21 protein-coding genes are annotated in these 22,823 nt (G+C 67.4%); 10 read left to right on the top strand and 11 right to left on the bottom strand.

Features of this window, described 5'->3' with window-relative positions; translation table 11 throughout:
• Window positions 1-4: 4 nt before the first annotated feature.
• Complete coding sequence (locus tag IEV83_RS06735; RefSeq protein ID WP_181759444.1) at window positions 5-286, bottom strand: hypothetical protein; 282 nt, start codon at window positions 284-286, stop codon at window positions 5-7.
• A 138-nt stretch (window positions 287-424) separates the two neighbouring features.
• Between IEV83_RS06735 and IEV83_RS06730 the strand changes: the two genes are divergently transcribed.
• A complete protein-coding gene (locus tag IEV83_RS06730; protein ID WP_244628076.1) occupies window positions 425-1,069 on the top strand; it encodes a GNAT family N-acetyltransferase in 645 nt (214 codons plus the stop codon).
• Window positions 1,070-1,084: 15 nt separating this feature from the next.
• Here IEV83_RS06730 and IEV83_RS06725 read toward each other — a convergent pair whose 3' ends face one another.
• Window positions 1,085-1,567: a YbaK/EbsC family protein gene (locus IEV83_RS06725; protein ID WP_181759443.1), complete on the bottom strand. Its 483-nt coding sequence runs from the start codon at window positions 1,565-1,567 to the stop codon at window positions 1,085-1,087.
• A 178-nt stretch (window positions 1,568-1,745) separates the two neighbouring features.
• Here IEV83_RS06725 and IEV83_RS06720 point away from each other — a divergent pair, with 178 nt between their 5' ends.
• Window positions 1,746-2,351, top strand: coding sequence for a hypothetical protein (locus tag IEV83_RS06720; RefSeq protein ID WP_181759442.1), 606 nt, complete (start codon window positions 1,746-1,748; stop codon window positions 2,349-2,351).
• 40 nt (window positions 2,352-2,391) lie between these two features.
• On the opposite strand, the gene IEV83_RS06715 is transcribed toward IEV83_RS06720, so the two are convergent.
• Complete coding sequence (locus IEV83_RS06715; protein ID WP_181759441.1) at window positions 2,392-3,297, bottom strand: metallophosphoesterase family protein; 906 nt, start codon at window positions 3,295-3,297, stop codon at window positions 2,392-2,394.
• A 516-nt stretch (window positions 3,298-3,813) separates the two neighbouring features.
• Between IEV83_RS06715 and IEV83_RS06710 the strand changes: the two genes are divergently transcribed.
• On the top strand, window positions 3,814-4,314 hold the full coding sequence (locus IEV83_RS06710; RefSeq protein WP_181759440.1) for an NUDIX domain-containing protein: 501 nt from the start codon (window positions 3,814-3,816) through the stop codon (window positions 4,312-4,314).
• Between the two features lie 15 nt (window positions 4,315-4,329).
• Here the strand turns inward: IEV83_RS06710 and IEV83_RS06705 are convergent, their stop codons facing one another.
• The gene (locus IEV83_RS06705) at window positions 4,330-5,310 is read right to left on the bottom strand and encodes a glutathione S-transferase family protein (RefSeq protein WP_181759439.1); all 981 of its coding nucleotides are present in this window, start codon (window positions 5,308-5,310) and stop codon (window positions 4,330-4,332) included.
• A 417-nt stretch (window positions 5,311-5,727) separates the two neighbouring features.
• Between IEV83_RS06705 and IEV83_RS06700 the strand changes: the two genes are divergently transcribed.
• Window positions 5,728-6,222 (top strand): GNAT family N-acetyltransferase, encoded by a 495-nt coding sequence (locus IEV83_RS06700; RefSeq protein ID WP_181759438.1) that lies wholly within the window; start codon window positions 5,728-5,730, stop codon window positions 6,220-6,222.
• Between the two features lie 30 nt (window positions 6,223-6,252).
• Here the strand turns inward: IEV83_RS06700 and IEV83_RS06695 are convergent, their stop codons facing one another.
• Genes IEV83_RS06695 through IEV83_RS06680 form a run of 4 tightly spaced genes read right to left on the bottom strand, consistent with a single transcriptional unit; the run spans window position 6,253 to window position 13,170 of the window.
• On the bottom strand, window positions 6,253-8,346 hold the full coding sequence (locus tag IEV83_RS06695) for a hypothetical protein (RefSeq protein ID WP_181759437.1): 2,094 nt from the start codon (window positions 8,344-8,346) through the stop codon (window positions 6,253-6,255).
• Window positions 8,347-8,356: 10 nt separating this feature from the next.
• A complete protein-coding gene (locus IEV83_RS06690) occupies window positions 8,357-11,203 on the bottom strand; it encodes a DUF4159 domain-containing protein (protein ID WP_181759436.1) in 2,847 nt (948 codons plus the stop codon).
• The gene (locus IEV83_RS06685; protein ID WP_181759435.1) at window positions 11,200-12,150 is read right to left on the bottom strand and encodes a DUF58 domain-containing protein; all 951 of its coding nucleotides are present in this window, start codon (window positions 12,148-12,150) and stop codon (window positions 11,200-11,202) included. Before IEV83_RS06685 ends, IEV83_RS06690 begins: the two co-directional genes overlap by 4 nt.
• Before the next feature lie 9 nt (window positions 12,151-12,159).
• Entirely contained in the window at window positions 12,160-13,170 is a 1,011-nt protein-coding gene (locus IEV83_RS06680) for an AAA family ATPase (protein WP_181759434.1), read from the bottom strand.
• Window positions 13,171-13,476: 306 nt separating this feature from the next.
• On the opposite strand from IEV83_RS06680, the gene IEV83_RS06675 reads away from it, so the two are divergent.
• The 4 genes from IEV83_RS06675 (at window position 13,477) to IEV83_RS06660 (ending at window position 16,380) form a co-directional block, all read left to right on the top strand.
• Window positions 13,477-14,091, top strand: coding sequence for a DUF1285 domain-containing protein (locus IEV83_RS06675; RefSeq protein WP_244628102.1), 615 nt, complete (start codon window positions 13,477-13,479; stop codon window positions 14,089-14,091).
• Window positions 14,092-14,093: 2 nt separating this feature from the next.
• Window positions 14,094-14,774, top strand: a complete 681-nt coding sequence (locus IEV83_RS06670) for a CoA pyrophosphatase (protein ID WP_181759432.1) — start codon at window positions 14,094-14,096, stop codon at window positions 14,772-14,774.
• A gap of 67 nt (window positions 14,775-14,841) precedes the next feature.
• Entirely contained in the window at window positions 14,842-15,102 is a 261-nt protein-coding gene (locus IEV83_RS06665; protein ID WP_181759431.1) for a DUF6111 family protein, read from the top strand.
• 24 nt (window positions 15,103-15,126) lie between these two features.
• Complete coding sequence (locus tag IEV83_RS06660) at window positions 15,127-16,380, top strand: CCA tRNA nucleotidyltransferase (RefSeq protein ID WP_209003006.1); 1,254 nt, start codon at window positions 15,127-15,129, stop codon at window positions 16,378-16,380.
• 16 nt (window positions 16,381-16,396) lie between these two features.
• On the opposite strand, the gene IEV83_RS06655 is transcribed toward IEV83_RS06660, so the two are convergent.
• Genes IEV83_RS06655 through IEV83_RS06645 form a run of 3 tightly spaced genes read right to left on the bottom strand, consistent with a single transcriptional unit; the run spans window position 16,397 to window position 19,027 of the window.
• The gene (locus IEV83_RS06655) at window positions 16,397-17,512 is read right to left on the bottom strand and encodes an AAA family ATPase (protein WP_181759429.1); all 1,116 of its coding nucleotides are present in this window, start codon (window positions 17,510-17,512) and stop codon (window positions 16,397-16,399) included.
• A 49-nt stretch (window positions 17,513-17,561) separates the two neighbouring features.
• Window positions 17,562-18,506: an oxygen-dependent coproporphyrinogen oxidase gene (gene hemF / locus IEV83_RS06650; protein ID WP_181759537.1), complete on the bottom strand. Its 945-nt coding sequence runs from the start codon at window positions 18,504-18,506 to the stop codon at window positions 17,562-17,564.
• 44 nt (window positions 18,507-18,550) lie between these two features.
• Entirely contained in the window at window positions 18,551-19,027 is a 477-nt protein-coding gene (locus IEV83_RS06645; protein ID WP_181759428.1) for a tRNA (cytidine(34)-2'-O)-methyltransferase, read from the bottom strand.
• Between the two features lie 129 nt (window positions 19,028-19,156).
• Between IEV83_RS06645 and IEV83_RS06640 the strand changes: the two genes are divergently transcribed.
• Together IEV83_RS06640 and IEV83_RS06635 are read left to right on the top strand one after the other, a co-directional pair.
• Window positions 19,157-21,031 carry an ABC transporter ATP-binding protein gene (locus IEV83_RS06640; protein WP_181759427.1) on the top strand — a complete coding sequence of 625 codons (1,875 nt, stop codon included), beginning with the start codon at window positions 19,157-19,159 and terminating at the stop codon, window positions 21,029-21,031.
• A gap of 119 nt (window positions 21,032-21,150) precedes the next feature.
• Window positions 21,151-22,236 carry a hypothetical protein gene (locus IEV83_RS06635; RefSeq protein ID WP_181759426.1) on the top strand — a complete coding sequence of 362 codons (1,086 nt, stop codon included), beginning with the start codon at window positions 21,151-21,153 and terminating at the stop codon, window positions 22,234-22,236.
• Window positions 22,237-22,823: the final 587 nt, after the last annotated feature.

The following is a 22,823-nucleotide window of genomic DNA, read 5'->3' as shown; positions in this document are numbered from 1 at the left end:
GCCGTCAGACCGTGACGTCGAGGGACTCGATGGCCTTGTCGATGGCGCCGTTCTTTTCGTCGATCTTGGCCTGGGCCTCGTTCTGCACCCGCTGCGCCACCTGCTGGAACAGGAGCTGGGTCGCGCTCTGGGTGGCGTTGAGACCGACGCCGAAGACATTGGCGGCGGCTGCCTGCTGGCTCAGGAATCTCTCCGAATGCTCCCGCTGCTTGGCACGCCAAGCCTTGTTCCGCTCATAGAACGAGAACTGCTGGGATTTGCCGAAGGATTTGCCGATGAGAGGCATGGCGGGCGGTCTGGGTCCTGCGCGAAGATAGAGGCTGCCGCCAGTGTGGCGGGAAGTGGGTTAACAGCCCGTTAACCTGTCGGGCGGGGCTGGGACTTGATCGGCGCGGCGGGGCGGCGTACCTGAAGCGGCCCACCCATGATCTTCAGTCCAGCCTTTCAGGGTCTTGTCATGTCCACGCTGTCCGTCAGTCTTTCCGGCTACACCGACCTGCCCGCAGGCAAGATCGCCAGCATCGTCACCTATCTGGAAATGCATGAACGGCCGGCGCCGCGCGCCGTGGAGCGGCCGGACCTGAGCCTGCAGCGGGTCACCGATCCCGCGCCGCACGCCTATCGGGCTCTGTTTCGCCGGATCGGCGCGGAGTGGCTCTGGTTCGGGCGGCTTGAGGCAAGTGACGAGGGTCTGGCGGCAATCCTGCGCAAGCCCGGGAACGAGATCTATCAGGTGATCCGCGAGGGTGAGCCGGTCGGTCTGCTGGAGCTCGATTTTGCCGACCCGGCGGACGTGGAGCTTTCGTATTTCGGGCTGGTGCCGGAACTGCTCGGGGGCGGCGCTGGTCGCTGGCTGATGAACCAGGCGCTGGAGCTGGTGTGGTCCCGCCCCGAAACCCGCCGGTTCTGGGTGCACACCTGCACAGCCGACAGCCAGAAGGCCGTCGGCTTCTATCGCTCCAGCGGGTTCACCGCCTACAAGCGGGCGATCGAGATCGCCGACGATCCGCGCCTCTCCGGCCTGTTGCCGAACGATGTCGCCCCGCATGTGCCGCTGATCGGCGGGTAGGTCTGGCGCTGGCGCTCAGGCGTCGCCGGTCATCTTCAGAACGCGGGCGCCGGTTGCCTCCTTCAGGGCCTGCGGCGCCACGGAAAAGACGCTGTTCGGCGTGCCGGCGGCGGCCCAGACCGTGTCGAAGCCCAACAGATCCTCGTCGATGTAGATGGCGACATCGGACGCATGGCCGAGCGGGGGAACGCCGCCGATGGCATAGCCAGTGCGCTCGCGCACGGCGCGGCCGTTCGGACGGGCGAGCGCCTCGCCGATACGGCCGGCCACCGCCGTCTCATCGACCCGGTTGTCGCCGGAAACCAGAAGCAGGATCACCGCGTCGCTGTCGGCGCCGACGAACACCAGCGACTTGACGATTTCGGCGACGGTGCAGCCGCAGGCGTTTGCCGCATCCTGGGCGGTGCGGGTCGACTCCGGCATCTGAAGAATGGAAATCGGCAGGTTGGCGGTGCTGGCCGCCTGTGCGACCCGGTCAAGACTGGAGAGGCTTGCCATCGGAATGTCTTAATCCTTGTTAACCATGATTTGACCTTTGGTCGTGGACGACTGCGAGGGGCTTTGGCCGGCCGCTGCCGTGGTCCCGACTTTTGTGGTAATCACTTCCGTTAAGGGTTCATTTACCGGCTGGAATCACCCCGGCCGCCGAGACTGCCGGTTGAGGACAGGAAAACGCATGACCAGAACGCGCGACAATGTTGTGCCCCACGCCAAGGTGCGCAGTCTCCGGGATGCCATCCGCAAGGTCAAGTTCTCCGAAGTCGAACGCACTGATGTCGTTGTCGAATTGCAGGAATCGGAGCGCGCCCGGTTGGAGATGCTGGCCGATGAACTGCAGGACGTTTTCAAGGAAGTGCCGGAGGATGACGATCAGTTTTCCTTCCAGATCGTGCCGGGCAACCTGCCGCGCCTTTGGATCGACATCACCAGCCATGTCACCATGGGACGGGACAAGCGGGTTTACCGATTCGTGAAGGACACCCGGCTTGGCCGCACCGTCATTCTGGAAACGCCCGAACTCGACGACATGGCCGATTGCATCACCGAATATATCGCCGAACGGGTGCTGGAGCGCGAGCGCGCGGTGGAAGGCGACTGGCTGTCCAAGCGCCTGCGCGAGCCGGCGCGCAACGAGCCGGCGGTAAACACCAACGTTAGCACCACGCCGCCGGTGCCAAATGTGCATGGGCTGTGGGGGCCGTTTGCCGCCTTCGCCATCGGTCTGATGGTCGGTGTCATCGGCCTGATCGGCTTTGCCTGGTTCGCCAATCCGATCAACTGATCTGCCTGACCGCACGCTGGCCGCCCCAGAACGGGACCCGTCAGGGAATGACGAGCCGATGCCGGGCCAGCATGCGCACCTCGGCGGGCATTTCCGCCTCTCTGGTGTCATAGCCGCGCTCTTCCATGTCGCAGCGCCAGGCGCCCGCTTTTCCGGAAATCCGAAACAGATTGTAGCGCGCGGGCGGGCGTTTGTGCCCCGGTGCGTTGGAGGCCGAGGGCACGCAGATCACCGGCACCGGTCCGTCCGGTCCGTCGATGGCGGTGCGGGTCGCCAGATGAGTGTGGCCGTGCAGGATCAACTCGCAGCCGGCGCGTTTGACGGCGGCGCGAATGCGCGAGGCATCGGTCAGCCGCTTGTTCCAGGCGGTGGCGCGTTGCTGCGGCGGATGATGCAGCATGACGATGCGGAACAGACCTTCGTCCTTCAACGTTTCCAGAAGGTCACGCAGGTCCCGCGCCTGCCGGGCGCCGACCCGGCCGGTTGCCAGCCAGGGGCCGCTGGCACGGGCGCTGGAGACGCCAACCAGCGCCACCGGGCCGCGCCGGCGCACATAGGGAAAAGCGGGGGCGGTTTCGCGGTCGCCGGTCATGTAGGGCGCCCAGGCGTGAACCGCCCGGCGCAGGGCGCCGGGAACATAGGCATCGTGATTGCCGGGCACGAGCGACATCTCGCTCGCCGGCGCCAGCGTTTCCAGCCAGCGCCGCGCCGCCGAGATCTCCAGATCGAGGGCGATGTTCACCAGATCGCCGGTCAGAGCGATGTGATCGAGCGGCTGCGCCTGCATGTCTTTGATGAGACCGTCAAGCCAGGTGGCGGTCATGCTGCGGGCGCGGTTGCGGTGCCAGTTGACATAGCCCAGCACCCGCTTCGACATGAGTTCGCGAAGGCGGGTTTCGGGCAGGGGACCCAGATGCGGGTCGGAAAGATGGGCAAGGAGAAACATCGGCCCACATCAGGAAGAACGGGGCGGCCGGTCAAGCAAAAAGCGCCGCGAACGAGCCGTTCGGGCGCTTTCGAGCCAGACCGTTTCGCCTCCCCTTCGCGGCAAAGGCGCGGAAACTGGGGGCTGGCGGCCAAATTGCCCCGGACCGGGTCGCGCAGCTCGCGCGACCTCATCCACAGGCAGAAGCGTCAGTTGCTGCTGAAGGTCGTCAGAGCCGCCGCAATGCGGGGGTTGGTCAGATCGACAGCCGGCCGCCAGTGAAAGCGACGGCGATTGCGCTTTGCGAAGAACGCGGACAGCATCTCTATCTCCTTTGGGTGCCGCAACACCGAATTGGGATACGCGCGTATCGCGCGTCCTCACCTTGTCGGCTGCACCCGAAAGATGCGCATTGACGTAGCGGTAAACAAGCGCGAAGACCGCAGGCCTCCCATGCAAGGCACGCATGATGGAGGTAAGCTCTTCTTTCGGCTCGCCCTTTCGGGGCAGGCCAGGGATAACAGGGGAATGGACAGGATGAGCAGGTCTCCATCGCTGGTTACGCGGCTGGTGCGTTCGGTTGTTCTCAGCGGGGCCAGATGGCGCCGGGCGATGACGCTTGGCGCCCGGGTCGCCGTCATCGATGCAGGCGGCGGCGATGGCGACGGCAGCGGTTCGGTGCTTCTGGTGCGGCACAGCTACCTTCCCGGCTGGTACCTGCCGGGCGGCGGGGTCGATCCGGGCGAAACGCTGGCGGCCGCCGCCTGCCGGGAGCTGGCGGAGGAAACCGGCGTTTTGTGCGAGGCCGCGCCGGTGTTGTTCGCGATCTATCACAATGCGCAAGGCCACCCGCGCGACCATGTGGCGCTTTACCGGGTGTCGCGCTTCACCGTGCCGGAAGGGGCGCTGGCGCCCAATGCGGAAATCCGCGAGGCGGGGTTCTTTCCGCTCTGTGATCTGCCCGACGGCACGACCCCGGCCACCCGCCGCCGGCTGGCGGAACTCGCCGGCACGGTGCCGGTGTCCGAGGTGTGGTGAGCGTGGGCGTAGGCGTCAGACCGCTGCCAGCAGCCGGTCCCGCCCATGCGGTGCGGCAAGATCCATCTCCGGTCCGGCCGGAACGATGCCGGTCGGATTGATGGTCGCGTGCGAGCCGTAGTAGTGCAGCTTGGTGGCGGCCAGGTCGAAGGTCTCGGCGATGCCGGGGATCTGGTACAGCTCGCGCAGATAGCCGGAGAGGTTCGGATAGTCGGCGATGCGGCGGATGTTGCACTTGAAATGGCCGACATAGACCGGGTCGAAGCGCAACAGGGTGGTGAACAGGCGCCAGTCGGCCTCGGTGATCCGCGTGCCGGTCAGATAGCGGCGGGTGGCGAGCCGCTGGTCCAGATCGTCCAGGGCGGAAAAGAGCGCGGTGACCGCCTCGTCATAGGCTGCCTGGGTGGTGGCGAAGCCGGCCTTGTAGACCCCGTTGTTCACGCGATCGTAGATGTGGGCGTTGAGCGCGTCGATCTCGCCGCGCAGCTCTTCAGGATAAAGGTCGAGCGATGCGTTGACCCCGGCGAGCCCGTTGAAGGCGCTGTTGAACATGCGGATGATCTCCGCCGATTCGTTGGACACGATGGTGCGCTGCTTCCGGTCCCACAGGATCGGTACGGTCGCCCGGCCGGTGAACTGCGGATCGGCCTTGACGTAGACCTGCCAGGCGGTCAGGGCGCCGGTTTCCGGCTCCGGGTCGGCGAAGGTCCAGCCATCGTCCAGCATCAGGGGCTCCACCCGCGACACGGTGACGATGTCTTGCAAGCCTTTGAGCGCGCGAACGATCAGCGTCCGGTGCGCCCAGGGGCAGGCCATCGCCACGATCAGGTGGTAGCGCCCGGCCTCGGCGCGAAACCCGCCGGTTCCCGAAGGTCCGGGCGCACCGTCGGCGGTGATCCAGTTGCGAAAGCTGGCATCTTGGCGCACGAACCGTCCGCCGGTCGACGCCGTGTCATACCATTCCGTGCTCCAGACCCCGTTCACCAGCCGTCCCATCGCCTTGCATCCTCTTGTTTGCTTGCTCGGACGGCAGATGGCGTTCCCCGGCTCTGGCGTCAACGGTCTGAATGGTGCGTTTACGTCAGGTGAACGATGCGGGGTGCAACAAGTCGCTTTACGCTCTTTCCCCTCCATGCTATCGGCAGCGTCGCAAACGGGCCCGATGCATTGACCGATGGTGGATGCCTGAGCGGCCCCCGAGAAGATCTTCCGGTATCGGCTGATACCGGTTTTTGGACGGCAACGGGCATGACGACGCGGATCGGACAGCAGCGACGACGAGGACAGCGACGAGGATCCCCCTCGCGCCTCGTCTTGCGTGCCTCCTGATCTCCCACTGGTCCAAACTCGATGACCGGTGGCACGGGATCAGCGGGGACGCCTATGTCTTCCCCCGATCCCGAGACCAAATCCATGCTTGCTGTTTCCTGGCTTATCCGGACTGAAACCCCGGCGGACCTGCCGACTGTCGAACACCTTCAGGAAGAGGCCTTCGGGCCGGGCCGCTTTGCGCGGACCGCGTTCCGCGTGCGTGAGGGCATCGCCCCGGATCCGGAGCTGTGTTTCGTCGGTATGAGCGGTGAGGAGATCGCCGGTTCGGTGTGGCTGACGCCGATCACCATCGGCGGGGCGCCGGCACAGCTTCTTGGGCCGTTGACGGTGGCGCCGGCCTTCAAGAACCGGGGTCTGGGACGGCTTCTGGTCAAGCATGCGCTGGAGGCGGCCGCAGCAAGGGGCGAGACCCATGTGCTGCTCGTTGGCGATGGCCCCTATTATGGCCCGCTCGGCTTTGCTCCGGTTCCCTTCGGCACCGTCATCTTCCCCGGGCCGGTCGATCCGGGCCGGGTGCTGGTCGCCTGCCTCGGCGGCGCGGCCATGCCCTCCGGCATGGTGCGCGGCGGGCGCTGAGACCTCAGTCCTTCTCCATGAGCGTGTCGCCTAACGGCCTTCGCGGTACCAGGTCAGCACCGCCGCGCCGAGCAGCAGGGCGAGGCCGAGAAGGCCGCTGAACAGCGGATAGCGGTCGATTCCCTTCAGCATGCTGGCGTCGGTGGAGCGAAAGCCGATCCAGCCATCGCCGGAATAGTCGTTTGCCCGGCGCAGGGGCACCACGCGGGGCATGTCGATGGCGGTGGGCGATGCGCCTTCGCCGCGCAGCCGGGCGATGGCGCCGCCGGTCGCCTCGGCCAGCGGGGCGAGCGTTTCCGTCGTCGACAGCACATCGGCAAACTCGCGCGGGTTGGGCGGTCCCACATGCACCAGGGCCTTGCGGGTGCCGTCATCCACGGTGTAGAGGCCGAGATCGGGCGCCGGCGCGGTCGCGCGCCACAACCCGGGGGAGACCTCCACCGGGGTGAGCCGCCGGGTTTCGCCGCCGGGCAGGGTCAAGGTGAAGTCTTCCGCGCTGGTGCCGATGGTCTGGCGCTCGGCGATCACCTCCGGCCCGCGCGCTTCCAGCCGCAGGGCCTCTTCTTCAAGGTCGGGCTCCTTCATCAGCCAATGCGCCAGCCGCCGCAGCAGCGGCACATGCGGCCCGCCGCCCTCATAGCCGCGCGCCCAGAGCCAGACATGGTCGGACAGAAGCACCGCCACCCGGCCTTCCTCCTCGCGGCTGAGCACCAGGAGCGGCTTGTCCCCGTCGCCGCCGGTCATCAGGGTTTCGCCGCCGGTGGTGACCACCGCGTCGATCAGCCGGAACCAGCGGCTCCAGGCCGGCGGGGTGGCGGCGGCGCCGGGCAGGCCCCGGGTCACCGGGTGGCGGGCGCCGGTTTCGGAAATCGCCGCCCGGAACGGTTCCTCATGGACGACGCCGGTGGGCACGGCCGGCAGCACCGGCGACAGCGGCGTGCGGTAGATGCTCCTGTCATAGGCATAGTCGGGACCGACCGCGACCAGCACCGCGCCACCGCCGCGCACGAAGCGGGTGATGTTGTCGAAATAGAGCAGTGGCAGCACGCTGCGCAGTTCGTAGCGGTCGAAGATGATCAGGTCGAACTCGTCGATCTTCACCGAGAACAGCTCCCGGGTGGGGAAGGAGATCAGCGACAGCTCGTTGGTCGGCGTGCCGTCCTGCTTGGTCGGTGGCCGCAGGATCGTGAAATGCACCAGATCGACGGAGGCATCCGATTTCAGAAGGTTGCGCCAGGTGCGCTCGCCCGCGTGGGGGCTGCCGGACACCAGCAGCACGCGCAGGTTCTCGCGGATCCCCTCGATGGTGACCACCACCTGATTGTTCAGCCGGGTCAACTCGCCGGGCAGCGGCTCGGCGGAGAACTCGAAGATGTTGTCGCCGCCATGGGCGATCTCGACCGGAATGTCGATGGTGCCGCCCGGGGTGATCTGCAGCCGGGTGACGATTTCTCCATCCCGGCGTACGGTGAGCGGCACCCGGCCGGAGGGGGCGGCGGGGCCCTGATCCTGCAGTTGCAGCGTGACCACCTGCTGCGAATTGACCAGACCGAACCTGGGCGCCCGGGCGATGGCCAGCCGGCGGTCGATCTCATCCGCCGTGCCCGTTACCAGCGCATGCACCGGCGCGGTGAAGCCGAGGTCCGAGGCCTTGCCGGGGATGTCATGCACCTGACCGTCGGTCAGGAGAACGGCGCCGCCGATCCGCTCTGGCGGCACATCGGCAAGGCTGGAGGCCAGGGTGGAAAACAGCGCCGTTCCTTCGGTGGATGCGGCGGTGCCGCGTCCGGCGCGCACCACCCGCAGTTCATAGCCGGGCAGGGCCTCGAAGCGCTGTTCCAACGCCGCCAGCGCCGCCACCGTGGTGTCGGCCCGGCCCGCGAGCCGCTGGCTCTGGCTTTCATCGACGACGATGGCGACAACGCTTTCCAACAGCTCGCGGTCTTCCCGTTCAATGGCGGGGCCGGCGAGGGCGAGGACAAGAAGGGCCATCGCCAGCCAGCGCAGCGGCCAGGCCGGCAGGCGCAAGACGAGGGCGGCAATGGCCAGCAGCAGCGCAATGCCGCCGGCGCCGGCGAGGAGCCAGAGCGGAACCAGCGGATCGAAGGAGAGAGACCAGATCACCGCATGCCTCCTACTGGCCGAGCCGTTCCAGCAGGGCCGGGATGTGCACCTGGTCCGCCTTGTAGTTGCCGGTCATGGCATACATGATGATGTTGACCCCGGCGCGATAGGCAAACTCCCGCTGGCGCGGGTTCTGCGGCACGGTGGGAAAGAGATAGCTGCCGGCCTCGTCGATTGCCCAGGCGGCGGCGAAATCATTGCCGGTGATCAGCACCGGTGAGACGCCATCACCGCCACGCACCGGCCGGCCGGCGGGGCCCTCGGCGGATGTTTCCATTGCCTCCACCCAGAGCGGGCCGCCGGCATAGCGTCCGGGGAAGGCGTCGAGCAGGTAGAACGCCTTGGTCAGCACATGGTCGGGCGGGACAGGTTCGAGCGGCGGAATGTCGAGACCGTCGAGCAGCGCGCGCAGTTGCAGCCCCGCCAGTGAGGCTCCGCCGCCGGTCAGGCCGGCGGAAAGCTGGTCGGCGGTGTCGAACAGGATCGTGCCGCCGTTGCGCATATAGGTGTCGATCCGGGCCATCGCCTCGGGGGAGGGAAGGGCCATCTCCGCCGAGACCGGCCAGTAAAGCAGCGGGAAGAACGCCAGCTCGTCGCGGGCGATGTCGATGCCGATGGGCGGTTCGGGCTCCAGCGCGGTGCGGGTCGCCAGATAGCGGGTCAGGCCGAAGAGGCCGCGCCGGCTGGCCTCGTCCCGGCTTGCGATGCCGGTGACCACATAGGCAAGGCGCGTTTCCAGGGTGGCGTCGAGGGCAAAGAGATCGCTGGATGTCTCCTGCGCCAATGCCGGGCGCGGCATAGCCGGGGCAAGGGCCAGGCCCAGCAGGAGCACAAGGCCAAGGCCGCTTGAGAGACGCCGGCGGGCCTGACCGGTATCGCCGCGCAAGACCATCATGGCGATGGCATCGGCAAACAGCAGCAGCAGCGCCAGCAGGAACAGTGGCGCGCGCAGGTCCCGCGGCCCGCTGGTGGGATAGCTTTCGATCCGCGCGCGCGTACCGAGCGCGGCAAGATCGAGCGGCGGGACCTCGGCGGTGTCGCTGAACAGGTTGACCGCCCGGAACGCGTCTGTGGCGCCGTAGATGCCCGGCGGGTGGCGCCGGCTGGCGGTGACGGTGCCACGCGGTTCAAGCGGCAGGGCGGCCGCATCCGGCGCGCCGAACCGGCCAAAGCCATCGAGAACGCGCAAGGGCGGCAGCAATCCGCCCTCCCGGGCGCCATTGGCAGAGGTCGTTCCGGTGCCCTTGGCTGCGGTGTCGGTGGCGGTGGCCGCCGCCGACAGCCGCACCACCCGGCGCAGCATCTCCACGAAGGTGCCGGACAGGGGCAGGTTGGACCAGGCGGTGTCGGCGGTCACATGGAAGAGGACGATGCTGCCGCGCCCGAGCGGTGCGGCGGTCACCAGTGGGGTGCCGTCGGCCAGAAGCGCCCAGGTGCGCTCGCCCAGATCCGGCCCCGGTTCGGCCAGCACCTGCCGGGCCACGCTGACATCGGTGGGAACCGGCATGGCGAAGAAGGGCGAACCTTCGGGGAAGGGGGCGAGGGCCTGCGGCTCCTGCCAGGACAGGCTGCCACCGAGCGAGCGGTCGCCGGCGCGCAGGCGCACCGGCACCAGCGGGTCGGCGCCGCCGGCCAGACGCGGTCCGGCGAAGCGCACCAGAATGCCGCCCTGTTCGATCCAGCGGGTGACGGATGGCAGCGCCTGATCGGGGATGCGGCCCACATCGGCGAGCAACAACACCGACAGGCCCTGGTCGGTCAGCTCGGGCAGGGCGTCGGCCAGGTCGGTCTGGCGGGGGCGGCGGATTTCGGAAAAGGGCTGCAGCGCGCGGTCGAGATAATAGAGCGGGGAGAGCAGGGGCTGCGCCGCGCCGGCCGCCGTGCCGGACACGAGACCGACCGTGCGCCGCTGCCAGCGGTCATCGAGGAGCTGCACCCCGGCGGCGCTGGTCTCGCCGGTGATTTCCAGCCGGGCGACGTCGTTGCGCAGCTCGACCGGCAGGTCGAAGCGCACGGTCTGCTCTGCTGATGGGGCGTTTGCGGCGGGGGCAGACAGCGTGGTTTCGCCAAGCACCAGCCCTTTGCTGTCGAGGGCGCGGACCGTGATCGGAGTGCTGTCGCCGGCGGCCTTCGCGACTTGCGCCGTCAGGGCATCGACATCGTTGCGGGCGGCGAAAAGGGCCGCCGGCGGGGCGAGACCGGTCAGCACGGTCAGTTCCGCCGTGCCGGCAATGGCGCCAAGATCGGCGACGAACCGGGCGCTGCCCTCGCCGCCGATACCGTCCGACAGCCAGACGACGGCGGCGGGCGGGAGCTCGGCCGCCGCCTTGCGTAAGGACAGGGTGAGGGCACCGCGCGCGGTCGGCCAGGAGCGTGGCTCCAGCGCGCGCAGGCGGTCGAGCGCGACCGAGGCGGTGTCAGGCTGTAAGGGCTGGTCGGCCCCTTCGGCGGTGGCGGCAAGAAGCACCGGCCGGCCATTGGTCTCCGCATCCCGCAGCAGGCGTTCGGCGGCGGCGCGGCGCACGTCCCAGCTTCGCGCCGAGGCCCAGCCATTGTCGAAGAGGACCCAGAGCGGACCATCGCCGGCGGGCGGTGCACTGACCGGTCGCCAGACCGGCCCGGCAAGTGCCACGATCAGGCTTGCCGCCAGGAGCAGCCGCAACAGGGTCAGCCACCAGGGGCTCTTGTCCGGGGTCTCCTCATGCCGGTCGATATCGGCCAGAAGCCGGACCGGCGGAAAGGCGACCTGCTTGGGGCGCGGCGGGATCAGCCGCAGCAGCCACCAGATCACCGGAAGCGCCAGCAGCGCGGCGAGCATGAACGGGGCGGTGAAGCCCAGGGGCAAGAGGCCGCTCACCGGACAGCTCCGCCGGTTTCCCGCTCCATCCGGCCGCTGAGCCGGCTGTGCAGCACCAGAAGCGGCTCGGACGCCGGACGGTCGGTGTGATGCAGGATGAAGGTCCAGCCCGCCTTGCGCGCCTGGTCGCGGATCGCCTCCCGGTGCGCATCAAGCCGCAGGGTATAGGCCCGTTTCCACTCCTCCGCCTTGCCGCTGGTCAGCCGGAAGCCGCTTTCAGGGTCAAGGAACTCGGTGCGTCCGGTGAAGGGAAAGGTCTCCTCCGCCGGATCCAGCACCATGACCAGATGGGCGCGGGCGCCGGTGGCGGCGACACTGCGCATCCAGGCAAGGGTGTCCTCGATCGGGTCGAGCAGATCGCCGATCAGCACCACGTCACAGAAGCGGCGGATGTCATGACTGTCCGGCAGGGCAAGGGGCACATTGGCATGGGTCAGCGAGGCGGCGATCTTTTCCGCCGCATGCCGGTCGGCGACCGGCTTGCGCACGCCGGGAAGCCCGACCCGCTCGCCGGTTTCCCCAAGAAGATCGGCCAGCGCCAGCAGAAGCACCAGCGCCCGGTCGCGCTTGGGAACCGGCGCAAGCGGTGAGCGATAGAGCATGGAGGGCGAGAGGTCCGCCCAGAGCCAGACCGTGTGCGCGGCTTCCCACTCGCGCTCGCGCACATAAAGATGGTCGTCTCGGGCGGAGCGGCGCCAGTCGATCCGCTTGATCGGCTCACCGGCCAGGAACGGGCGGAACTGCCAGAAGTTTTCGCCCGAGCCGGCACGGCGGCGGCCATGCCAGCCGGCATTGATGGTGTTGGCGACCTGATTGGCCTCGACCAAGAGGTCGGGCAGGGCGTCGGCGAGGGTCCGGGCGGAGGCAATGGCGCGCGGCCAGTCCGTCGCCGTTTCCTCTGTGCCCGTCCAGCCGCGTTTTGCTCCGGTTCCAGCAAGCTTTGCCATTGCCGGCCCCTATCCGATCCGCGCCTTGACCTTGCCGATCAGCCCGCGAATGGTGTGCCCGTCGGCGCGGGCGGCGAAGGTCAGCGCCATGCGATGTTGCAGCACCGGCTCGGCGAGCGCGAGTACATCGTCGACCGAGGGCGCCAGCCGGCCATCGACCAGCGCACGGGCGCGCACCGTCAACATCAACGCCTGGCTGGCGCGCGGTCCCGGCCCCCAGGCGATCAGGCTGGAAAGCTCGTCATCGGTCTCGCCCTCGCCCGGACGGGCGGAGCGCACCAGATGCAGGATCGCCTCGACCACGCTTTCGCCCACCGGCATGCGGCGGACAAGCTGCTGACTGGCGGTCAGATCCTCGGCGCTCATGATGGTGCGGGCCGCGGTCTCCTCCGCGCCGGTGGTCTCCAGCAGGATGCGCCGTTCCGCCTCGCGGTCGGGATAGTGAACGTCGATCTGCATCAGGAAGCGGTCGAGCTGGGCTTCGGGCAGGGGGTAGGTGCCTTCCTGCTCCAGCGGGTTCTGGGTGGCGAGCACATGGAAGGGGCGCGGCAGGTCGTGGCGGTGGCCGGCGATGGTGACGTGATATTCCTGCATCGCCTGCAAGAGGGCCGATTGGGTGCGCGGGCTGGCGCGGTTGATCTCGTCGGCCATCAGGACTTGCGAGAACACCGGCCCCTGAATGAAGCGGAAGGAGCGGCTGCCATCGGGCGCCTGGTCCATCACCTCGGCGCCGAGAATGTCCGAGGGCATCAGGTCCGGGGTGAACTGGATGCGCCGGGCATCAAGGCCGAGCACGGTACCGAGGGTTTCCACCAGCTTGGTCTTGGCGAGGCCGGGAACGCCAACGAGGAGCCCATGCCCGCCGGAGAGGAGCGTGATCAACGCGCGCTCCACCACGCTTTCCTGCCCGAAGATGACCCGGGCGATCTCATCGCGCGCCGCGGCGATTTTCTCAACGGCGGCTTCGGTTTCGCGCAGCACCTCGTTCGGATCAGCCTGAGGGGGTGTGAGCGAGCTCATGGTCGGCCTGTCCTTCTTCCTGCTGCCTTGCCCGCCGGCCCGGACATGCGTCCGCCAGCGGAAGGGCGCTGTGCGCTCGCCCGGTTTGACAGCCTTGGCATCGAACCTTAAGCCGTTAGGACCTGGTGCCCGCGCATGTCGTGCGGCTGCCAGCGAAATTCCTGCTCGGCGGTCCTGGTTCGTGCGACACTGGTGTCGAACCGGATCGACTCATTGTCATGACAGGGTATGGGCCAAATCATGGCGGCGACAACGGATTTTAGTGAAAAAGACGGACAGGACCCGGCCGGACGGACCGGGGATGCGATGCCGGCCGGACTGGCGGCGCTGATCGCCCGCGCCGGCAAGAGCCGCTCGGCGCCGCCGGTGGAGCGCTGGAACCCGCCGTTTTGCGGCGACATCGACATGCGCATCGCCGCCGACGGGCGCTGGTACTACCTCGGCAGCCCGATCGGACGCGAGGCGTTGGTGCGGCTGTTTGCCTCCGTTCTGCGGCGCGAGGAAGATGGGCGCTTCCTGCTGGTGACGCCGGTGGAAAAACTCGGCATCACCGTTGAGGATGCACCGTTTCTCGGTGTCGAGCTGCATGCGGAGCAGGAAGAGGCAGGGGCAGACACGGGCCAGGTGCTGACCCTGCGCACCAATGTGGGCGATGTGGTGCGGATCGGCGCCGAGCATCCGCTGCGGTTCGAGCAGGAGGTGGGAACCGACGGCCTGAAGCCCTATGTGTTGGTGAGAGGGCGGCTGGAGGCCCTGTTCTCCCGGCCGCTGCTTTATCAGCTTGTCGAGCTTTTCGAGGAACGGGACGTGGACGGCATCAGGATGCTTGGAGTGATGAGCGACGGCATGTTCTTTCCCGCGATGGCGGTGGATTTCTTTCCCGCGATGGCGGTGGATGCCGCCAGCGAAGGCGAGGCGTGAGCATGTCCCTGTGTCCCGATGACCTGAGAGGCGGCGGCGCGGGCGACACACGCCGCGGCGCGCTCTCCCGGCTCGATGCCGGTCCCTTCATCGACCGGGCGCGGAGCCGGCTGGCCGAGCCGATCGAGGGCGAGGCGGGTGATCATATTCTCAATCCCGAACTGGGGCCGTTCGCCTTTGCCGCCCGCGCGCCGCGCGATGCGGCGGTGCTGATCCCGGTGGTGGAACGGACCGGCGGCGCACGGGTGATCCTGACCCTGCGTACCGATCATCTGCCCTCGCACGCGGGCCAGATCTCGTTGCCCGGCGGCAAGATCGATGCCGAGGACGCCGGACCGGTCGAAGCGGCGCTGCGCGAGGCGGATGAGGAGATCGGCCTGCAGCCGGATCTGGTGACGCCGATCGGTGTGCTGCCGCAGTATCTGACCGGCTCGGGCTACCGGGTCGCGCCGGTGCTGGGGCTGGTCGATTCGCGCGCCGGGCTGACGCCGAACCCGGGCGAAGTCGCGGATCTGTTCGAGGTGCCGCTCGGGTTCCTGATGGACACCGCCAATCACCAGCGGCAAAGCCGGATCTTCGCCGGCAAGCCGCGATACTTCTATGCCATGCCCTATGGCGAGCGCTACATCTGGGGGGTGACGGCCGGCATCCTGCGGCTGCTTTATGAAACGGTCTGGCGTTGAGCCTCAGGCGCGGAATGGCTTCGCGATGTCCTGAGGCTACACCTTAAGTTGATCGGATAGATTGCCCATGTTGCGTGTCATTTTAACTCAACTTCTGCTGTTTCTGCTCCCCTTCCTCGGTTTTGCCATCTGGCTCGCCATCAACAAGAAAGCGCAGACTTCCAAGAACTGGCGGGAGGGGCCGATGGTCTGGCTGGTGATCGCCGGCATGGGGCTGGTGATTGCCGGACTGGTGGGGCTGGCCACCATCGAGGGGCTGCCCGAGGGGCAGGTTTACAAGCCGGCGGAACTGCGCGACGGGGTGTTGATCCCGGGCCATTATGAATAGGCTTCTCCCATCGGCGGAATGACAATGAGCGCAAGGATAACGGATGACTGGCTGGTCGCGCCGAGCCTGCAGGCGGTGTTCGCCGCGCTGGAGACGGGCGACGACCGGGTGCGGGTGGTTGGCGGTGCGGTCCGCAACACCCTGCTCGGCCTGCCGGTGACCGACATCGACCTGTCGACCACCGCCGAACCCTCGGTGGTGATGGCGCGGGCAAAGGCGCATGGGCTGAAACCGGTGCCCACCGGCTTCGACCATGGCACGGTGACCATCGTCAGCGACGGGGTGCCCTATGAGGTGACCACCCTGCGCGAGGATGTGGAGACGCACGGACGCTCGGCGACGGTGCGGTTCGGCCGCAACTGGCAGCATGACGCGGAACGGCGCGACTTCACCATGAACGCGCTTTACGCCGACCGGGACGGTACGGTGTTCGATCCGGTCGGCGGGTTGCCCGATCTGAAGGCGCGGCATGTGCGCTTCATCGGCGATGCATCCCGGCGCATTGCCGAGGATTACCTGCGGATCCTGCGCTTCTTTCGCTTCCACGCCCAGTATGGGGTGGGGGAGCTGAATGCGGAGGGATTGCGGGCGGTGACCGAGGCCCGGGCCGGCCTCAGCCATCTGTCGGCGGAGCGCATCGGCATGGAACTGCGCAAGCTGGTCAGCGCGCCGGGGGCGGCCGATACGGTCGAGGTGATGCACGACGCCGGGATCTTGCAATATGTGCTGGCGACGCCAGCGGGCACCAAGCCATTCCGCGCGCTCAGGGCATTGGATGCCGTTGCCGCGGAGAGCCGGGATCCGGCGCTGTGCCTTGCCATCCTCAGCGATGGCGGCACCCGGGAATTGCAACAGCTCGCCGATCACCTGCGGCTGTCGAACGCCGAGCGCAAGCGGATGATTGCCAGCCTTGAAGCCGGGCGGGCGATCCGCGCGCGGTTGGAGGCGGGGGAACGGGGCGTGCTCGACGAGCTGGGGCTGGCCGAGTTGCTTTATCGCCATGGCCGGGCGCTGGCGGTCGACGGTCTGCTGTATGCCTGGGCGGAGGTGGATGCCGGGCCGGAGGATGCGGGCTTCCTGCGGGCGCTGGAACGGCTGCGGGTGATGCCGCTGCCGGTTCTGCCTGTCTCCGGGGCCGATCTGATTGCCGCCGGTGCCCGTCCAGGGCCGGATCTGGGCCGCCGTCTGAAACAGGCGGAGAGCCTGTGGCTTGCCAGCGGCTTCCGCAAGGACCGGGTGGCGCTGATCGCCGAGAGCGCCGAGAGGACCGGCGACTGATCCGCTTGGCCGAGCCTTAGTCCTCAATGAATTCCCCGGTGATCTTCAAGCCTTCGATGCCGGTGGCCCCGCCCGTCTTGTGAATGACGCGCGGGACCGCGCCGGCATGGCGGGCGAGATGGCCGGCAAACTCTTGCGAATGGGTGACGATCCAGATTTGCGCCCGCTCGCTGGCACGGGCCACCACCCGGGCCAGCGGCTCCAGAAGATCCGGATGCAGGCTGGCTTCGGGCTCGTTGAGGGCGATGAAGGCCGGTAGGCGGTAGGCCAGAAGCGCGCCGATCAGGGCGAGATAATTCAGCGTGCCGTCGGACAGCTCATGGGCGGCAAACGGCCGCTGGAGATCGGGAAAGCGCATGGCGAAGGCGCATTGTGCCTCCTCGATGAAGACGTCCAGATCGGAGCCGGGGAAGGCGTCGGCGACCGCGTTCCGGATGTCGGTCGGATCCTCCCGCACCTGCCAGAGCGTTGCCAGCACCGCCGCCAGATCGGCGCCATCGGCCGCAAGGGTCGGGGTGGTCAGCGCCAGGGCGGGGCGGCGCAAGGGCGAGGCGGCATCGGTGCGGAAGCCATGGTAAAAGCGCCAGTCCGTGAGGGTGCGGCGGAGGATGTCCAGTTCGGGAAAGCGGGCGCCATCGCGGAAGGCGAAGAGCGCGGTCTCCGATCCCAGCAGCTCGTTGTCATAGGTCAGCCGCTCGCCGCCCGCCGTGCGCAGCCAGGCGGTCGGTCCGGCCCGGTGCATCAAGGCCACCTCGCGCCGGCCGGCGGCAAGGGTCAGCTTCTCTTCCTTCACCAGCGGTTCCAGCGGCAGGGCGGCATCGCTGCCCTTGACCGGCAGGCCGATGGCGATCGCATAGGTGAGATCGCCAAGCCGGGCGGAAAGGCGAAGCTGAACCGGAGCGCGCTTGCGCTCGCCGGCCCACAGCACGCTCTCCACCCCGCCTTCTTCGGCGATGGCGCGGGTGATGCGCCCATGCGCCGCCTGCTGCAGCAAGGACAGGGCGCGATAAAGGTTGGTCTTGCCGGTGCCGTTGCGGCCGACGAAGACATTCAGCGCCCCGACCGGGCAATGCAGCGCCCGCACCGAGCGGTAATTCTCGATGGAGATGAAGCTGAGCGGCGGCAGGGACATGGGGCGCCTCGGAACGTCAAATCATTTGCGGCAGGTCACCGGGGGCAAGTCAGGGCCATTTGACCACCGGCGGCATGGAGGACAGGATCGAGGCGACATTGCCGCCGGTTTTCAGCCCGAAGATGGTGCCCCGGTCGTAGAGCAGGTTGTATTCGACGTAGCGGCCCCGGCGGATCAGTTGTTCCTCGCGCTCCGCCTCGCTCCACGGTTTGCCGAAATTGCCACGCACGAGCTTCGGGTAGATGTCGAGGAAGGCCAGGCCCACATCGCGGGTGAAGGCGAAGTCCTTCTCCCAGTCGCCGGAGTTCAGGTAGTCGTAGAAGATGCCACCGATGCCGCGCGCCTCGTTGCGGTGCTTGAGGAAGAAATACTCGTCGCACCAGGTCTTGTAGCGGTCGTAATCGGCGACCTCATGGCCCGCGCAGGCCGCCTTCATCGCCGCATGGAAGGCGATGGTGTCGGGATCGTCCTGGCTGCGCCGGGCGTCCAGCACCGGGGTCAGGTCGGCGCCGCCGCCAAACCACTGGCGGGTGGTGACCACCATGCGGGTGTTCATGTGCACCGCCGGCACATGCGGATTGTGCAGATGGGCGATCAGCGAAATGCCGGAGGCCCAGAAGCGCGGGTCCTCGCTGGCGCCGGGGATCTGGCCGCGAAACTCCGGCGAGAACTCGCCGTGCACCGTGGAGACATGCACCCCGACTTTCTCGAACACCCGGCCCTTCATCATCGACATGACGCCGCCGCCGCCCTTGGCGCCGGTGGAATCGGTCCGTTCCCAGGGGGTGCGCACGAAGCGCCCGGCGGGCACGTCGCGCAAGGCCGGCGGCAGCGCCGCATCGGTTGCCGCCTCGTCCTCGATGGCCTCGAAGGCCTTGCAGATCCGGTCGCGCAGGCTGGCGAACCAGGCGGTCGCGGTCTGCTTCTTGTCCTCGATGCCGTCGGGGATCGGGCCGCCCTTTACCGGGGGCTGCTTGGCCGTGGTGTCGTTCATGATCCGTCCCATGTTCATTCAGGTCGCGTTGTTCCTTGCCGCCTTCATGGCAGATGCGGGCGGGATGGAAAAGAGCCGGTCTGCCGCAGGGCCTCGCCCAGCACCATCGCCGCCGACACCGCGACGTTGAGCGAGCGCATGCCCTCGGCCATCGGGATGGTCAGCCGGGCATCGGCGCTCGCATGCACATCCGCCGGCACGCCAGCGGATTCGCGTCCGAGCATCAGGAGGTCGCCGGGCGCGAAGGCGAACTCCGCGTAGCTGCTGGCCGCGGCCGTCGTCAACAGCACCAGTCGGCGGCCCTGCGCGCGGCGCCAATCTTCGAAAACCGGCCAGTTGAGGTGGCGGACGAGGGCCGCACGCTCCAGATAATCCATGCCGGCCCGCTTCAGGGCGTGGTCGGACAGGGGAAAACCGGCGGGCTCGATCAGATGCACGCAGACATCCATGCAGGCGGCGAGCCGCAGGATGGTGCCGGTGTTCTGCGGAATGTCGGGCTGGAAGAGAACGAGGTCGGGCATCGGTGGTGAGGCGATCCTGGCAATGAGTGGAGCGGGTGCTGCCATGGGTGGTAAATGGATGGCTGTTTCCTGTCATCCCGATTCGGTGCGATGGTACGCGCGCCGCCGGTCGGCGCTGCGGAAGGTCCGATGGCCGTGATCGAGCGCATCTTCACCTGGTTCGAGGGGCGGATCGACCCGCTGGCGCCGCTGCCGGACCGTCCGGTGCCGCGCGGCGCACTCGGATATCTCTGGTTCTTCGTCTCCCAGGCACGCTGGGCCTTTCTCGCCATGCTGGTGCTCGGCGGCATCACCGCCGTGATCGAGGCATCGCTTTATGTCTTCGTCGGCGATCTGGTTGACCGGATGCAGGCGGGCGCGCGCGACAGTTTCCTGCGCGACAACGGCCTGGTCCTTGCCCTGATGGGGCTGACAATTCTGGTCTTGCGCCCGCTTGCCGCCTCGCTCACCGCGCTGGTGGAAGAGCAGATCGTCGTTCCCGGTTTCTTCAATCTGGTGCGGTTCCAGGGGCATGAACAGGTGACGGCCAAGTCGCTGGCGTTCTTTCAGGACGAGTTCGCCGGCCGGATCTCGCAAAAGGTCTGGCAGTCGGGGCAATCCGCTGGCGACTTCATGGTCAGCCTGCTGCAGATCATCTGGTTCATCGTCGTCTTCGCGCTGTTTACCCTGTCGCTGGCCTCTGGTCTCGATGGGGCGGTCGGGGTGGCGGTGTTGATCTGGCTGGTGCTCTTTGGCTCGGCGGCGTGGGTGTTCGTGCCGCGCATCCGCAAGGGGGCCAAGGCAAGCGCGCATGCCGCGTCGGGCGTGACCGGCCGGCTGGTCGACAGCTATGGCAACATCCAGACGCTGAAGCTGTTTTCCGATGCGGCGCATGAGGACGCGGGCACTCGCGCGGCCTATCGCGATTTTCTCGCCTCGATCCGCCGGTTCACCCGCACGCTCACGGGCATGCGGATCGCGGTCAATCTGCTCTCCGGGGTGATGCTGACGGTGATTGCCGTCTTGATCGTCTCCGCCTGGCAGGCGGGTACGGTGACAACCGGCGGCGTGGCGTTGGTGCTGGCACTGGTGCTGCGGCTTCAGGTGCTGCTCGGCCGGTTGATGGGGCAGCTCAACGGGCTGTTTCGCGCGCTGGGCTCCCTGCATGACAGCGCCGAGACGATCACTCGGCCGGTGACGGTGACCGACCGTCCGGACGCGCCGGCACTCACCGTGCACGAGGGCCGGATCGAATTTCGGAACGTCAGCTTCCATTATGGCAAGGATGGCGGGGTGATCGAGGGCCTGTCGGTGACCATAGCGCCGGGCGAGCGGGTGGGCATTGTCGGCCGCTCGGGCGCGGGCAAGTCGACCCTGGTCAACCTGCTGCTCAGGTTCTTCGATCTGGAATCCGGCCGCATCCTGATCGACGGGCAGGATATCGCCCTTGTGACCCAGTCGAGCCTGCGCGCCGCCATCGGTCTGGTGACCCAGGATACCGCGCTGCTGCACCGGTCGATTGCCGACAACATTGCCCTTGGCCGCCCGGAGGCGGGCGAGGAGGCGGTGCGCCTTGCCGCCGCCCGCGCCCACGCGGATGGGTTCATTCAGGAGCTTAGCGATGTGCGCGGCCGGCATGGCTTCGCCGCTCATGTGGGGGAACGCGGGGTCAAGCTCTCCGGCGGTCAGCGTCAGCGGATCGCCATTGCCCGGGTGCTGTTGAAGGATGCGCCGATCCTCATTCTGGACGAGGCGACCTCGGCACTCGATTCCGAAATCGAGGCGGCGATTCAGGATAGCCTCAACAGTTTGATGGCGGAGAAGACGGTGATCGCCATCGCCCACCGCCTGTCGACCATCGCCGAGATGGACCGGCTTCTGGTGATGGACAAGGGGCGGATCGTCGAGGACGGCTCGCATGAGGCTTTGCTGGCCCGGGGCGGGCTGTACGCGGAGCTGTGGCAGCGCCAGTCCGGCGGGTTCCTGGCGGCGGACACGTTTGCGGGCGAGGTGGCACCGGCATGATGGCAGCGGGTTAAGTTGTATTAACCGTTAAGACATTTTTAAGAGGTTAGGTCCGATATGAAATACGCCTTCTGGTTGTGACCTGCTGCCTTTAGGCCAGCAAAGCGGGGGAGTTTGCGATGTCGGTCCTTTCCATGCTCCAGACCGTCTCGGCGTTTGCCGGGCTTTCCGGGCGGTCCGGTCAGGATCGCAATGACCGGAACGCCGGCCTCTTCGCCCAGCAGGCGAACGCGACCCTCGACAAGCTGGCCGGCAGCGGCATCGCGCTGGACAAGGACGCCGTTAAGGAGATCAAGGACAGCGTCGAGATCAGTCAGAGCCTGCAGCGCATGACGGAGTCGATGAAGGACGGTGCGCGTTCCAATCGGGTGTCGGAGATCAAGCAGAAGATCGCCGAACTCAAGCAGCGCCTGCAGTTCGCTACGCCTCAGCAGGCCAAGGCCCTGCTGAGGGAACTCAAGCAGCTTGCCCAGGACTTCAAGGGGGCCGCCTCGCAGCTCGGTTCCGATGCATCGGGGCTTTCCGCCAGTGGAACCGGGGTTGCCGGAGCGCAGGCCATGGCCGGAGCCGGCGAGACAGGTGCCACAGTTGCTGCTGGTGCCGAGGGGCAGGCCGGCGAGGGCGGCGCGAACGCGGATACGGAAAGCGAAACCGTCACGCCGTTTGTCATGGTGTCCTCGCACGGGGGCGCCGGGAGCGAAGCCGGACCTGGCGATAACATTGGCTCGGGCGAGGGTGCGGCTCCGGGCGAGGAGACGGGCCCGAACCAGGAAGAGCTCAAGTCGGGTCTGCAGGCCTACATTGGCGAGCAGGAGGCCGAGGAACAGGCGGTAACACGGTCCCGTGCGGAGAGCATGAAGCGCGAGCGCGATACGCTGAAGGAGATCGGCGAGGAGCTCAAGCAACTCGCCGAAAAAATCGAGGCTCTCTCCCGCCGGGATCGGTCCGACGAGGCGGGCAAACAAAGCGACGCGCGGGCCATCGACCGGGCCATCGACGAGGGGGACCGGGCGCTCGACAATCCCGGTCTCGTGCAGGCGCTCTCCGGGCCGTCTCCAGAACCTGCGGGCGTTTCGTCACCCTCCGTTGCGGCCCCCGCCCCTTCGATGGCGCCGGGGCAGGCGAGCCTGGCCTATACTGCCAGCGCGCCGGTGCAGGTCGCCGTTCCCGGCTCGGTCCAGCCCGTCGCCGCGTTTGTTGTGTAGCGGAAAACGCCGCCCCTCAAAGCCACGGTATTGCGGGCCGGTACCGTATCTGTTGCGGTCGGGCCATACATGCGTGCAATCCGCCGGGCTGTGCAATTCCCCGGCTCCAAAAGCGGCGGTTTCCTGGCGGCGGAGGAGCCTGCCTGAAGCGGTGGTCGCCGTGCAGGCAGGACACAGGTTTGTTGCAGATGGGCAACAATGCGCGGCAAGGTTGGCTGCTGTGTCAAATCTCGCTGTTCTTTTATGAAAGCTTGGGTATTCTCCTCCCTGTCAACGCCCGTTGACGTTTGGCCGGGTCCGCTGCCCCCCCCTGCTTTTTCAGGTCGCTGCGGATGCCTTCATCAATCCGATTGCCGGTGCCTTGCCATCGGCTCACGCCAGGAAAGGGAGATCGCATGATAAATGCCTGTGCATTTCAGATCTGCATCGCTGTTCTCCCGGCATTCGCAGGGGCCACACCCCGCGCTGGCCACCGAGGATTGATGCCGCGCGTCGCGTGATGCGCCCCACCGGAATTCTTCCCTTCGACTGATCTCAGTGCGCTCGGCACGAGCGCCCAACATCATTGCCACGCGATAAATCCGCGA

Origin of the sequence: Stappia taiwanensis, from assembly GCF_014635285.1 — a bacterium.
GTDB lineage: Bacteria > Pseudomonadota > Alphaproteobacteria > Rhizobiales > Stappiaceae > Stappia > Stappia taiwanensis.
Note: the sequence above shows the minus strand (reverse complement) of the source record. Positions and strands in the feature narration are given on the sequence as shown.